General features: G+C 70.0%; 4 protein-coding genes. All 4 read left to right on the top strand.

Annotated elements, in window-relative coordinates:
- Window positions 1–13 precede the first annotated feature (13 nt).
- The 4 genes from ABQJ56_RS05945 to ABQJ56_RS05930 all read left to right on the top strand — a co-directional run bounded on the left by ABQJ56_RS05945 (window position 14) and on the right by ABQJ56_RS05930 (window position 15431).
- Window positions 14–3712 carry a protein kinase domain-containing protein gene (locus tag ABQJ56_RS05945; protein ID WP_367844075.1) on the top strand — a complete coding sequence of 1233 codons (3699 nt, stop codon included), beginning with the start codon at window positions 14–16 and terminating at the stop codon, window positions 3710–3712.
- On the top strand, window positions 3709–4041 hold the full coding sequence (locus tag ABQJ56_RS05940; RefSeq protein ID WP_367844074.1) for a hypothetical protein: 333 nt from the start codon (window positions 3709–3711) through the stop codon (window positions 4039–4041). The genes ABQJ56_RS05945 and ABQJ56_RS05940 overlap by 4 nt, the downstream gene beginning before the upstream one ends.
- A 536-nt stretch (window positions 4042–4577) precedes the next feature.
- On the top strand, window positions 4578–6290 hold the full coding sequence (locus tag ABQJ56_RS05935) for a ShlB/FhaC/HecB family hemolysin secretion/activation protein (RefSeq protein ID WP_437343400.1): 1713 nt from the start codon (window positions 4578–4580) through the stop codon (window positions 6288–6290).
- A gap of 12 nt (window positions 6291–6302) precedes the next feature.
- Complete coding sequence (locus ABQJ56_RS05930; RefSeq protein ID WP_367844072.1) at window positions 6303–15431, top strand: filamentous hemagglutinin N-terminal domain-containing protein; 9129 nt, start codon at window positions 6303–6305, stop codon at window positions 15429–15431.
- Window positions 15432–15439 lie beyond the last annotated feature (8 nt).

Here is a 15439-nt window from a genome sequence, read left to right as displayed (position 1 = left end):
GCAAAGCCCACCCATGACACCTATCGCCGAACTGATTGCGGCCTACCAGGCCAAGCGGCTCACGCTGCCGGGGCTGTTCGAAGCGCTGGCCGCACGCGGCGCGCTGCCGGACGAAACCTGCCGCGAGGAGCAGACGCTGCTCGAGGCGATGGCGGCCGCCGGCCGGCTCGAACCGACGCTGGCCCGCGCGCTTGCCGCGAAGCTGCGCAGCCTGCAGCCGTCCGCATCGGCACCGGCGCCGCCACCCGCGCCACCACCCGCGGTCGTGGACGAGGACGTGACGAAGGTGCGGGTGTCGGATCGCGCTGCCGCGCCGCCGCCGGACGCCGAGATGACCATGGTGCAGCCCGCCTCGCGCCCGCCGGCGCCCGCGGGCGATGCGGATGCCACCATGGTCGCGCCCCCCTCGCGGCCGCCCGCGGCCGACGCGCCGCAGGCCACCGCCGTCACCGGCACCCAGGGCACCGGCTCCAGCAGCAGCTTCAACCGCTCCAGCTGGGAAAAGATGGCCGCCGCCGAGGGCGGCGACTACGCCACCGTCGGCATGTTGCTGAAAGGCCGCTTCCTGCTCGAACGCGAGATCGGCCGCGGCGGCATGGGCGTGGTCTATCTCGCCCGCGACGAACGCAAGGTGGAAGCGCGCGACCGCGACCCCTACGTGGCGGTGAAGGTGCTGAACGACGAGTTCCGCCGCCATCCCGATTCGCTGATCGCGCTGCAGCGCGAATCGCGCCGCGCGCAGCTGCTGGCGCACGACAACATCGTGCGCGTCTACGACTTCGACAAGGACCGCACCATCGTCTTCATGACGATGGAATACATCGACGGCACCGACCTGCGCACGCTGATCCGCGAGCGCGCCTACCACGGCATGCCGCTGGCCGAGGCGCGGCCGCTGATCGAGGGCATGGGCTGGGCGTTGAAGCGCGCCCACGCGGCAGGCATCGTGCACTCCGACTTCAAGCCCGGCAACGTGATGGTGACGCGCGACGGCGTGCCGAAGGTGTTCGACTTCGGCATCGCGCGCGCGGGCAAGCACCTCAGCGAGGCCACCGGCGAGGAGACGGTGTTCGACGCCGGCACGCTGGGTGCGCTGACGCCGGCCTATGCCAGCCTGGAGATGATCCAGGGCAAGGAGCCGTCGCCGTCCGACGACATCTACGCGCTGGGCTGCGTGACGTTCGAGCTGCTCACCGGCAAGCACCCGTTCGACAAGCAGAGCGCCGAAGTGGCGATGAAGGAGGGCCGCAAGCCGCCACCGGTGCCCGGCCTGACGCGGCGCCAGTACAAGGCGCTGTGCGACAGCGTCGCGTTCCATGCCGAGCAGCGGCTGCAGACGGCGGGCGCGCTGATCGACGGCCTGCGCGAGATCGGCCTGCGCGAGCGGCTGCTGCCCAAGCTCGGCTATGGCGCGGTGGCGGCCGTGGTGATCGGGGCCGGCACCTGGGGCACGCTCAGCTACCTGCACCAGCACCATGTGTCCCAGGTGATCGCGCGCTTCGCGACCGGCAACCCGCATCGCTACGCGAACGAGAACGAGGCGATGCAGGCGCTGGACGGCCTCGGCGAGGACGACCGCAAGCGGCTGGTGCTGGACCAGGGCGAGACGATCCAGAACTTCCTGCTCGCACGCATCGACGCCTACTGGAACCCGGCCAAGGGCCGCTACGACTTCGCCGGCGCCCAGCACGTGTTCCAGCTGCGCGACCAGCTGAAGCTGTACTCGCCCACGCTGGACACCCGGCGCACCGCGGTGACCCAGCAGAAGAACGACCTGCTCAACACGCTGGACACCGAGCTGTCGCAGCGCATCACCGCCGGCACGATCTTCGAGAACCAGCCCGACAACGCGGTGGCCACGCTGGAGCGCATCCGCGCGATCGATCCGCACAGCGCGCTGCTGCACAACGCCGAGCTGGAGCTGAAGTACGACATCGCGATCGGCCAGTCGCTGAGCGCCGACCGCGCGGACGAGGCGCGCCAGCGGCTCGCGCTCGCCATGCGGCTGTTCCCGGATTCGGCGCGGCTGAAGCAGCGTGCGGCGCAACTGGCGGCACTGGCGGTCCCCGCACCGACCGCGCCCGCGCCGGGCACGCCGGTACAGAGCATCGCGCAGGCACGCAGCGCGCTGGCCGCATTGGTGGCGAGTCCGTCGGCGAACGCCGGCTGGCAGCAGTCGGTGGCCAGCGCGATGGCCGTGCTGCACAGCGACCAGTCGCCGGAAACGCGCCGCCTGGTGGCGGCGCTGGGCGCCGCCATCGCCGCCACTGCGGGGCAGCAGACCGATACGATGCACCTGCCGCAGGACCTCGCGCTGGTGAACCTGGGCCTGCAGTACGCGCCGCAGTCGGCACCGCTGCTCGCCCAGCGCGACAAGCTGACCGCGTTGCAGGGCCAGGCGCAGGCCCAGCTCGACCAGGAGGCTGCCACCGCCGAGGTGGACTCGCGCATCGAGTCGGTGCGGCGTGCGGCCGCGGCCGACGACAGCGCCAAGGCGCTGGAATCGCTGGCCCGCATCCGCAGCCTGCAGCCGGACAATCCCTTCCTCGCCAAGGAAGGCCCGCAGCTGGTGGCGTCGGCCTACCTGGGGCAGGCCGACGAGCAGTTCCAGCACGGCAAGTACCTGGCCGCGTCGAACGTGCTGGCGCAGGGCCTGAAGGCGCTGGGCAACCGCAGCGATCTGCGCAACGCACAGCTGCGCTACGGGCTCGTCGCCGCGCTGTCGAAGGCCAACGGCCAGCCGCTGGCCGAGACCGACTACCAGCGCCTGCGCAGCCAGCTCGCCACCGCCCGCAAGGCCGATGCGCAAGGGCTGGACGAGATGGAGTCCGACCTGAAGCAGCACGGCCACCTGCCGCAAGGCAGCCTGGCCGCCTGGCTGGACAGCCTGAAGCCGAGCGCCACGGCCGCATCGGCGGCGCCCGCGCCCGTCACGCACGGGCCGACGGCGCCCTCCGCGCCGGTCGCCGCTGCACCCGGCCACGCAGCGGGCGAGGCACCGGCGGCCAAGCCCGCTCCGGGTGTCGCCGCCAAGCCGACGGCGGCGACTGCAGCACCGGCCACGGCCGCCGCCACCGCGGGCAACGACCCCTGCGCGCGTCCCGAGCTGGTCGGCAAGGGTCGCGCCTGCGTGGACACCTTGGGCGCCAACGCGCGCGGGCCGGCCCTGGTGGTGATTCCCGGCCTGGACGGAGGCAAGCCCTTCGCGATGTCCCGCACCGAGATCACCGTGGGCGAGTTCAACCGCTACTGCCGCGCCACCCACGCCTGCGAGGGCGCGCCCGCGGGCGACCGGGACGCCAGCCAGTTGCCGGTCAGCAACATCAGCCTGGCCCAGGCCAGGGCCTATGCGCAGTGGCTGAGCAGCGCCAGCGGCTACACCTACCGCCTGCCCAGCGACGCCGAATGGATGCACGCGGCGCATGCGGGCGGCGGCTGGAAGCAGTCGCCGGACAGCAACTGCATTCCGCCCTCGTCCAGCGACGACAGCAGCGGCGGGCCGATTTCCGCGCTGGGCCGCGAACCCAACCCCTGGGGCCTGGTGAACCTGACCGGCAATGTCTGGGAGTGGGTGAGCAGCGGTGGCGGCGTGATCGTGCGTGGCGGCAGCTACAACAGCTACTGGTCCGATTGCTCGGTGGACAGCCATCGGAGCGACAATGGCGGCGCGCAGAAGGATGTCGGGTTCCGGCTGCTGCGGGAGCTGAAATGAGCGAACGGGAGCGACGGGTCAACCAGGGGCTGCGCGTCCTCGACGAGGCCCACTACAGCGGGCGGATCAACCGCGAGGAATACCGCCTGCGGCGCCGCCAGCTGCTCGGCTCGCTGTGCGACAGCCACGGCATCACGGCGCGCAACACCTTGCGCACCCGGATCACCCAGCAGGGCGGCCGCGGTGCATACGCGCAACCCGGGCCGGCGGAACCCCTGTCGGCTCCCTGCGTCGCCCGGCACGCCGTGGCCTGGAAACAGCTGCTGGCCTTCGCGCTCGGCCTGGTGCTGTGCGCGCTGCTGCTCTACTGGCTGTTGCGCGGAAACTGACGAACGCTTCGCGGTTTGCGCGACCGCTCCGCCCGGCGTGACCGGGAAACCCGTCGCTTTGCGCATTGGGTAACAAGGGCAGTCTGGTTTCGATGATCGTGGTCCCGGACCTGGCAGGTTTCCGGCACGTTTCGTCGATCCGTCATGACCGCACCGCGGGATGGCGCGGGTGCCACTGGCGCCCGTGCGTGTGCGTCATCGATAACGATAAGGGGAATGCCGTGCGCAGGGTCTGTCTGGCAGCAGCGTTGGCGCTGGTCCTGGGGACCGGGGAGGTATGGGCGCAGGCAGCCGGAGGGAGTCCGCCGCAGATCCTGGTCAGCGGCGTGCCGGCCACGACGGGAGCGGGCGGGCAATCCGCCGTGCAGGCCATCATCGATCGCGAATACCGGCAGACGCTGGCGGCAGACGGCAGTCCCGCCGCGCTGACCGCGGTGCAGCTGCAGGCCCTGGCCGACCGGATCACCCTGGCCCTGCACAAGGCCGGTTACCCGGACGCGCACGCCTACCTGCCCGGGCAGGTGGTGGCCTATACGGTGCACACCGCCGCCACAGGGGGCGGCCAGACGGCCGTCGCGGCGGCCGCTCCCCCTGCGCAGGCGCCGCCGGTGGCCCCGCAGCAACCCGCCGCCCCGGCCGACCGGGTGGTGCCGCCGCTCAAGGACCGCGATGTCGGCAGCGCGCAGACGCAGCAGATCGCCGTGCAGGGCTTCCACGTGGACGGCGTGGGCGAGCACAAGGATGCCGGCATCACCCCGGCCGCCATCCAGGCATTGGCCGACGCGCAATTCCACAAGCTCGGTGGTGGCAACGGGCAGCCGGCGCAACTCGGCTTCGACCAGATGCAGGGCGTGGCCGACGCGATCACCCAGCGCTACCGCAAGGCCGGCTTCATCGTGGCCACCGCCTTCCTGCCGGCGCAGACGGTGGGCGACGACCACGTCGTGCGCATCCAGGTGCTGGAAGGCAAGATCGGCCGCATCGTCGTCAAGGGCACCAAACGCTACTACCCCGGCGTGATCGCGGCGCCGTCCGAGAAGCTGCGCGGCAAGGCGCTGCAGAAGAGCGACGTGGACACGGCGCTGCTGTACGACCGCGACCTGCCGGGCGTGTCGGTGACCTCCACCTTCCAGCCCGGCGAACAGACCGGCGCCACCGACCTGATCATGGTCGCGCGCGAGGCGCCGCGGCCGTACACCATCACGCTGGGTGCGAACAACTACGGCACCGATCTCACCGGACGCTATCGCGCGGAGGCGGGCATCACCTGGAACAGCCCGCTGGGCATCGGCGACAGCCTTGCCGCCAACGTCAACTACGCGCTGGATCCCAGCCAGAACGTCTACGGGTCACTGGTCTACCGCGCGCCGACGGTGGTGGTGCCCGGCCTCAGTGCGGTGCTGGGCGCCACCCGCAGCGAATTGCAGATCAACTCCGGCCAGTTCGCCAATCTCAACGTGAAAGGCCCCAGTTCCTCCTACTTCGGTGGCGCCGACTGGAAGTTCCTCAACGACGAGGACCTGAAGCTGCTCGGCTCGCTGCATCTCATCCGCGAGGAGTCGAAGCTGAACCTGGGCGGGTTCGGCTTCCCGTTGTCCGACGAGCGCTTCGACCTGGCTGAACTGGGCTTCGGCATGGAGCACACCGACAAGCGCTTCCACGGCGTGGACCTGGTGCAGGTGAGCGTGCGCAAGTCGATCAGCGACGATTCGAGGCAACCCGACCTGGTCAGCCCCGATCACTCCAGCAGCTTCCTGTCCGAGCGGATCTCGTACACCCGCCTGCAATTCCTCACCCGCACCCAGCGGCTGTACTTCAAGTTCAACGGGCAATACAGCGACGACGTGCTGGCGCCGCTGGAACAGTTCGCGATCGGCGGCCCGGACAGCGTGCGGGCCTACCCGATCGCCGACGCGCTCAGCGCCCGCGGCTACTACACCTCGCTGGAGTACCACGTCGACGCGCCGGGCTTCAGCAACAAGGCGTCGCCGTTCCGCGGCCGGCCCTGGCGCGAACTGCTGGAAGTGGAGACCTTCCTCGACTACGCGCGCGGCTTCCCGGTGGCCAGGGAGCGCGCCACCGGCCTCACCCCCGTGACCTACAGCGGCGCCGGCGCGGGCTTCATCTTCCGCCTGCCGTTCTGGCACCACCTCGAATTCCACCTCGACGGTGCCGTGCCGCTGGGTAGCCAGAAGGCTTCCGACGACCACGGCTACCACGTGTATGGACGCTTCGGCCTCACGTTCTGACGGACCACCATCATGAACAAGATCACGGGCAACACTCTTCGGGCTTCCGATGCACGGATTGATGCTGGATCGCGGCCGTCGCTGGAACGGCTGCACCGGCGACGGCTGGTGCTCAGCCTGTCGCTTGCGCTCGGCTCGCTGTCGTTCTGCGGCGGCGCGCTGGCCGCGTCCGGTGGCGTGGCGCCCGGCAGCACGCCGACCGGCGGCGTGGTGGTCGGCGGCTCGGGCTCGATCGCCCAGAACGGGCTCAACACCGTGGTCAGCCAGAACTCCGCCCTGCTGGCGCTGAACTGGCAGAGCTTCAACCTGGGCAGGGACGCCTCGGTGCTGTTCAGGCAGCCCTCGTTCAGGGCGGTGGCGCTCAACCGCATCCTCGACCAGAACCCCAGCCAGATCTTCGGCCACATCAACTCCAACGGCCAGGTGTTCCTGATCAACACCCACGGCATCATCTTCGGCAGCACTGCGCAGCTGAACGTGGGCGGCCTGGTGGCGAGCACGCTGGATCTCACGCCCAGCGACTTCCTCTCCAGCCATTTCAACCTCGACGCCCATGGCGGCAGCGCCGGCATCGTCAACCACGGCACCATCCAGGCCGCCAGCGGCGGCTCGGTGAGCCTGGTCGGCGGGCAGGTGGAGAACGACGGCCTGATCGTGGCGAACTACGGCCACATCAGCCTCGACGGCGCCGACAAGGCCGTGCTGGATTTCGACGGCGACGGCCTGATCAGCGTGCAGGTCACCGGCGCCCTGCAGCAACGGTTGAATGCCGACGAAGCCGCCGTGGCCAACAAGGGCACCCTGCAGGCCGACAGCGGCACCGTGGTGCTGCAGGCCTCGGCCGCGAAGAACCTGTTCACCAACCTGGTCAACAACACGGGCGTGATCGACGCCCACGGCATCAGCACCGACGGCGGCGTGGTGCGCCTGGTCGGCGCGGGCGGCAACACCGCCAGCAGCGGCAGCATCGACGCCAGCGGCGTGCACGGCGGCAGCGTACAGTTGTTGTCCGATCAGGATGTGGACGTTGGCGGCAACGTGAACGCCGCGGGCGCGTATGGCGGCGGCAGCATCCGTGTGGGTGGAGGGGCACGAGGCGGTGAAGGCCTGCTCCAGGCGGACAGCAGCAGTATCGACGCAGGTGCAACGCTAGATGCCGATGCCACGCAATCGGGCCACGGCGGTTCCATCGCGGTATGGGGCAACCAGCACACCAGCATCGCCGGCCAATTGAGCGCGCGTGGCGGCGCGCAGGCGGGCGACGGCGGTTCCGTCGAAACTTCAGCGGAACAGGTAAGCATCGCCGACAGCGCACGCGTGAACACGCTCGCGACGCATGGGCAGAACGGTGACTGGTTGATCGATCCGCAGGACTTCACCATCGCTTCGGGCAAGACCGGCACCATCTCCGGTGGCGCGCCATCGGGGGACATCTCGGGCACGACGCTGACCAACGCGCTGGGGACAGGCAATGTCACCATCCTGTCCAGCGAGGGCTCCGCGAGCGGTACCGGCAATATCAACGTGAACGACGCGGTGAGCTGGAGCGCCAACAAGCTCACCCTGACCGCCGCCAACAACATCAACATCGACGCAGCGGTGACGGCCAGCGGGACGGCCAGCCTGGTGCTGAACCCGGCGACGGCGAACGGCGTGGACAGCGCCGTGGCGACCGGAACGACCATTATCGGCAGTGCCGGCACCCTGTCGCTCGCCGGCTCCGGCGCCATGACGATCGGCAGCCTGACCGACAACGGCACGTTCGACATCTCGGGCACGAGCGGCGGGACGACAATCACCAGCCTGGCGGGCAGCGGTACGGTGTCCCTGGGGGGGCAGGCACTGACGCTGAGCAACGCCACGGATACATTCAGCGGTGCCATCAAGGATGGCGGTGGCAGTGGCGGTACCGCTGGCAGCCTGGTGTTGTCGGGCGGCACGGAGACGCTGACGGGCGCGAACACCTATACGGGCGGCACGACGATCAACGCGGGCACGCTGGCCGTGGGCAACAGCAGTGCGCTCGGTACCGGTGCGGTGACCATGGCGGCGGGCTCCACGCTGGGCTTCGCGGCGAACAACCTGACGCTGGCGAACAACTTCACCTTGAACGGCAGCTCGGGCAGCGGCGCAACCGTCGATGTCGGCAGCGGCGACACCGGGATAATGAATGGCCGGCTGTCGGGCAGCGGCTCGCTGAGCGTGGGCGGCGGCGGCATCTTGCAGTTGCGGAAAACCGACTACAGCATCGCCAGCTACAACACCTATGCCGGCGGCACCGCGGTCGGCAACGGCAGCACGCTGTCGATCAACGCCTCGGGCGAGCTCGGCAACGGCGGCACGTTGACGATCGACGGCGGCACGCTGGAGGTCGGTGGCGGCGGCACGGCCCTCGATCATGCGGTGACGCTGGGAGTCGGTGGCGGCACCATCAGCATCGATAATGCCAGCAGCCTCGTGGTCAACAAGACGATCACGGGCAGCGGTGATCTCGTCACGACGGGGCCGGGCGTGTTCGACTTCAGCACGGGCAGCGGCGTCAGCATCGCCGGCAGCCAGACCTATCGCACGGGGGTCCAGCTTGACGCGGATACGACGCTGGCCAGCACCGGCGGTGGTGCGATCGGCTTCGTCTCGACGGTGGACGGCGCGCACGCGCTGACGCTGAACACCGGGGGCGCGACCAGCTTCGGCGGTGCAGTGGGCGGCACGACGGCGTTGACCAGCCTGACCACGGACACGGGCGGCAGCACCACGCTGGGCGGCAACATCACCACCAGCGGCGCGCAGACCTACAACGACGCGGTGACGCTGGGCGCAAACGTCCTGCTGACGAGTACGGGCAGCGGCGCGATCGGCTTCGTCTCGACGGTGGACGGCGCGCACGCGCTGACGGTGAACACCGGCGGCGCGACCAGCTTCGGCGGTGCAGTGGGCGGCACGACGGCGTTGGCCAGCCTGACCACGGATGCGAGCGGCAGCACCACGCTGGGCGGCAACGTCACCACCAGCGGTGCGCAGACCTACAACGATGCGGTGACGCTGGGCACAAACGTCTCGTTGACGAGTACGGGCAGTGGCGCGATCGGTTTCGGCTCGACGGTGAACGGCGCCCACGCGCTGACGGTGGACACCGGTGGCGCGACCGACTTCGGCGGTGCAGTGGGCGGCACGACGGCGTTGACCAGCCTGACCACGGACACGGGCGGCAGCACCACGCTGGGCGGCAACGTCACCACCAGCGGCGCGCAGGCCTACAACGACGCGGTGACGCTGGGCGCAAACGTCTCGTTGACGAGTACGGGCAATGGCGCGATCGGTTTCGGCTCGACGGTGGACGGTGCGCACGCACTGACGGTGAGCACGGGTGGCGCGACCAGCTTCGGTGGCGCAGTGGGCGGCACGACGGCGCTGACGGCCTTGAGCAGTGCCGGCAGCGGCGCGGTCACGCTGGACGGCAACGTGACCACCAGTAATGCACAGACCTACAGCGGCAAGGTGTTGCTGGGCAACAGCGTCGTACTCACCTCCAGCAATGCCGGAGTGGGCTTCGGCAGCACCGTGGACAACGCTGGTGCCACGCAGGAAACGCTGGCCGTGAATGCCATCAACGGCCTCGTGTCGTTCGGCGGCACGGTGGGTGGCGGAAGCAACGGCGTGCTGTCGGGGCTGGCCACCAGCAGCAGGACGTTCAGCGCGAATGACCTGGACATCGGCAGCGGCGGCCTGTCGGTGACGACGACGGGTGGCGGCATCGGGCAGGGTGGAGCCTTCGTCGTCGCCGGCACATCGACCTTCAGCGCCAGCGGGGCACTCGCGCTGGACAACGGCGGCAACGATTTCACCGGCGCGGTGACGGCGACCGGCAGCGGTGTGTCGGTGTTCGACAAGAACAGCCTCGACATCGCCGGCGTGACCGACAACGGCAACGGCGACGTGAGCCTGACGGCCACCGGCATGCTCACCCTGCCGGGCAGCGCGATCAACGCCGGCTCGGGTGCACTCACGCTGGCGTCCAACGGCGGCGCGTTGACGACGAGCGGTGCGCTGGGCGGTGGTGCCGTGTCGCTGACCGGCAGCGACGGCATAACGCTGGGCGGCGATGTGACGGCGAGCACGCTGCAACTGGGCAGCACGAATGCGCCGATCGGCCAGACGGGTGGCGTCCTGACGGTCACGAATGCCACCGGTGTGAATGCCGGCAGCGGCGCGATCACCCTGGATCAATTCAATGCATTCACCGGCGCGGTAAGCCTTACCGGCGGCACCACACAGATCACCAACAGCAGTGCGTTGACCCTGGGCGCGCTGAGCACGGGGGCGCTGACCGCGACCAGCCTCAATGGCGGCCTGAACCTGGGGCAGGGCACGGTCGGCGGTGCGCTGACTGCCACGGCTGCAGGCGACATCACCGAAACCGGCGCGCTCGGAGTGGGCGGCCCTTCCAGCTTCACGGTAACCGGCGCCCAGCACGACATCCTGTTGAACACGCTCGCCATGCCGAACGATTTCGGCGGCCAGGGGGTCACGGTGAATGCCGCGGGTGGCGGCAGCATTGGCACCCTGAGCCTTGGCGACGGCAACGCCGCCGCGCTGTTCCCGACCCTCACGGTCGCACCGACCAACCTCGTGCTGGATTACACGCAGGCCGGCATCGCCGTGACTTCGCCGCTTGTACTGGGTGGCAGCCTCGACCTGACCGCCGGCGGCGGCATCACGCTGGATGGCGGCGTGAGCACCGGTGGCGCGCAGATCTACCGCAGCGCGGTGCTGCTGGGCGGCGCCAGCACGCTGACGGCCGGCAACGGCGGCGTGAGCTTCGACGGCACGGTGGACAACGCAGGCGCCACCCCCGAAGCGCTGACCGTGAATGCCGCCGGCGGCCTTGTATCGTTCGCCGGCACGGTGGGCGGCGGTACCAATGGCGCGCTGGCCAGCCTGATCACCAGCAGCGGCTCCTTCAGCGCGAATGCCCTGGATATCGGCAGCGGCGGCCTTTCGGTGACGACCGCCACGGGCGGCATCGCCCAGGGCACCGGCGTGTTCACGGTAACGGGGCCGTCGATCTTCAGCGCAGTGGGCCAGTCGATCAGCCTGACCAACAACAACGTTTTCGGCGGCACGGTCACGGCCAGCGGCACCGGTATCGCGATCACGGCCGCGGGCGATCTGGCGATCGCGTCACTGACCGATGGCACCAACGGCGCGGTGAGCCTGATCGCCGGCGGCAATCTCATCCTGTCGGGCGCGGCCATCGACACCGGTACGAGCGATCTGACCCTGTCCTCCGGCGACACGCTGACGACCACCAGCGACATGAGCGGCGCCAACGTCCGTCTCACCGGCACCAACGGATTGAGCCTGGGCAGCAATGTCACGGCGACGTCCACGCTCGGCCTCTACAGCGGCAACGGCTCGATCGACCAGACCTCCGGCAGGCTCGCGGCCGACACGCTGACCGGCAGCTCGACGGGCAGCACGACGCTGGGTGGCGCCAACGCGATCACGAACCTGGGCAACTTCACGGCGAACGGTTTCAGTCTGACCAATGCGCAGGCATTGACGGTGGCCGCCGGCGGCACGGTCAACGGCGGCGGCAGCACGACGCTGACGACAACCTCGGGTGGTTTGACCATCGATGGTACGGTCCAGGGCACGGCGACGACGCTGGGCTCGGCCGGCGCCATCGATGAAGGTGCCGCTGGCGTGGTCGACGCGACGACGCTGACGGGCAGCTCGACGGGCAGCACGACGCTGGGTGGCGCCAACGCGGTCACGAACCTGGGCAACTTCACGGCGAACGGTTTCAGTCTGACCAATGCGCAGGCATTGACGGTGGCCGCCGGCGACACGGTCAACGGCGGCGGCAGCACGACGCTGGCGACGACTGCGGGTGGTTTGACCATCGACGGTACGGTCCAGGGCACGGCGACGACGCTGGGCTCGGCCGGCGCCATCGATGAAGGTGCCGCCGGCGTGGTCGACGCGACGACGTTGACGGGCAGCTCGACGGGCAGCACGACGCTGGGTGGCGCCAACGCGGTCACGAACCTGGGCAACTTCACGGCAGACGGCTTCAGCCTGACGGATGCACGGGCGCTGACGGTGACTGCGGGTGACACGGTGGATGGCGGTACGGCCGGCACGACACTGACGACGACGGGCGCGGGGAATGGCCTGACGATCAACGGCACGCTGGGCAACAGCGGCGGCGCGACGGCGCTGACGTCGGCGGGTGCGATCGACGAAGGCACGAACGGCGTGGTGAAGGCGACCACCTTGAGCGGCAGTGCGCTGGGCGATGCCACGCTGGGTGGCGCGAACCTGATCGGCACACTGGGCAGCTTCAGCGCCAAGGACATCGCCTTGGTCGATGCACGGGCGCTGACGGTGGCAGGCCCGCTGGCGACCACGGGCGGCACCGGCAACATCAGCCTGGGCACGACCGGCAGCGGCAATGTGCTGAGCGTGGACACGGCGTTGAGCGGCGGGGTCATCAGGCTCGCTTCAGCCGGCGCGCTGACCGTGGGCAACAGCATCAGCGGCAGCGCGGTGAGCCTGGGGGCAGCCGGCAATCTGGCTATCAATGCGGCGGTGAACAGCGGCACGGGCACGACGACGCTGACGCAGACCGGCAGCGGCACGATCACCGAAGGCGCCGGCGGCACGATCACGGCCGGCACGCTGACCGGCGGTTCGACGGGCGCGACGACGCTGGGCAATGCCAACCTGATCGGCACGCTGGGTGCATTCAGCGCGAACGGCTTCAGCCTGACGAATGCCCAGGCGCTGACGATAGGCGGCGCGGTGAGCGCCGGCGCTGGCGCGGCAACCATCCGCACCACGACGGGCGCGCTGACCGTGGGTGGCGCGGTGAGCGGGAGTGCGGTGACGCTGGGCAGCGCCGGCGGGCTGGCGATCAATGCGGGGGTCAACAGCGGCGGCGGCACCACCACGCTGATTTCCGGCGGCGCGATCAGCGAAGGCGGCGGCGGTCTCCTCACGGCGGGCATGCTGACCGGCAGTTCCAGCGCTGCGACCACGCTGGGCGGCGCCAACGCGGTCACGAACCTGGGCAACTTCACGGCGAACGGCTTCAGCCTGAAGAACGCGCAGGCGCTGACGGTGACCGGTGCGGTGAACGGCGGTGCGGCAGGCGTCACGCTGGCCACCACGGCCGGCAACCTGACGGTGAATGGCAGCGTGAACAGCGGCAGCGGCACCACCACGCTGACCTCGGCCGGAGCCATCGGCGAAGGCAGCAGCGGCGCCATCGCGGCCGGCACGCTGACCGGCAGCTCCATGGCCGCGACCTCGCTGAACGGCGCGAATCAGATCGGCACGCTGGGCAGCTTCGGCGCGAACGGCTTCGGCCTCACGAACGGGCAGGCGCTGACCGTGGCCGGCACGATCAACGGCGGCAGCGGTGCCACCAGCATCGCGACAACCGCGGGTGCGCTGACGCTGTACGGCAGCATCTCCGGCGGTTCGGTCACGCTGGGCGGGCAGGCTGGCCTTGGCGTCAACGGCAACGTGGACAGCGGCGCGGGCAGCACCACGCTCGATTCCGGCGGCGCCATCAACGAAGGCAGCGGCGGTGTCGTCACGGCCGGCACGCTGACCGGCAGCTCCGGCGGTGCGACGGTTTTGGGCAGTGCCAACGCAATCGCGAACCTGGGCAATTTCACGGCGAGCGGCTTCAGCCTGACGAACAAGCAGGCCCTGGCCGTGACCGGCGCGGTGAACGGCGGCAACGGGGCGACGAACCTCGCCACCACGTCGGGGGCGCTGACCGTGAACGGCAGCATCGCCGGCGGCACGGTGGGTCTCACGAGCAACGGCGGCCTCGCGATCAATGGCGGCGTGAACAGCGGCAGCGGCACGACCACGCTGGCTTCGGGTGGAGCGATCAGCGAAGGCAGCGGCGGCGTCATCGCCGCAGGCACGCTGATCGGCAACGCCTCGGGCGCGGCCGCGCTGAATGGCGCGAACCGGATCGGCAGCCTGGGCGGTTTCAGCGCGAACGGCATCAGCGTGACAAACGCGCAGGCGTTGACGGTGGCGGGCGCGGTGAACAGCGGCGCCGGCGCGACCAGCCTTGCCACCACGACGGGCGCGTTGACGATCAATGGCAACGTCGCCGGCAGCGCCGTCACCCTCAACGGCGGCAGCAGTCTCGCGATCAACGCGGGCGTGAGCAGCGGCAGCGGCACGACCACGCTGGTTTCGGGCGGCACGATCGGCGAGGGCAGCAACGGCACGGTCACGGCCGGCAGCCTCACCGGCCATTCGGCGGGCAGCACCACGCTGGACCCGCCGAACATGATCGCCACGCTGGGCAACTTCACGGCGAACGGGTTCACCCTGCTGAATGGCGAGGCGCTGCATGTCGCCGGTACCGTCAACGGCGGCAGCGGCATCACGCTGCAAACGACCAGCGGTGGCGTGGCGATCGACGGCGCGTTGTCCGCCCAACTCGTCTCGCTGCAATCGGCGGGCGCCATCGATGGCGGCGCGAACGGTTCGGTCACGGCCGCCACGCTGACCGGCAGCGCGGCCGGCCCGACCACGCTGGGTTCGGCCACGCAGTTCATGGGCAACCACGTCGGCACGCTGGGCGGGTTCTCCTCGCCGGCCGGCTTCAGCTTCACCGATGCGCAGACACTGACGCTGGCTTCGGTGGGCGGCAGCGCGTTCACCGTGAATGCCGGCACGGCACCGGTGTACCTGGGCGTGACCAACGGCGACCTGCTGCAGGTGGGCACCAACTGGCTGTACGACGGCAGCGGCACCTGGTCGTCGACCGGGCGCATCGGCACCATCGGCGCGCCGATCTACGTCACCGGCGTGAGCGACCAGGTGGTGTCGCAGGTGGGCGTGCCGCCGGCGTATTTCTATGCGGTCGACGCGCAGGGCAACCTGCTGGCGGTGGTCGGCGCACCCAGCGTCAACGTGCCGACCTCGGCCCTGACCAGTCGCGCGCAGAACGGCAATCACGGCGATGCGTACATCGACCCCAGCGTGATCAACGCGAACTACCGCTCGTTCGGCATCGTGCCGTCCGGCATCCTGCTGCCGCCCGACCAGCAGGCCTGCCAGCCCGGCCAGCCCGCGTCGGCGGACTGCCCGGACAATGACTGAGTCGCGGC

The sequence above is a fragment of the Rhodanobacter geophilus genome, from assembly GCF_040812275.1.
Taxonomy (GTDB): domain Bacteria; phylum Pseudomonadota; class Gammaproteobacteria; order Xanthomonadales; family Rhodanobacteraceae; genus Rhodanobacter_A; species Rhodanobacter_A geophilus.
Note: the sequence above shows the minus strand (reverse complement) of the source record. Positions and strands in the feature narration are given on the sequence as shown.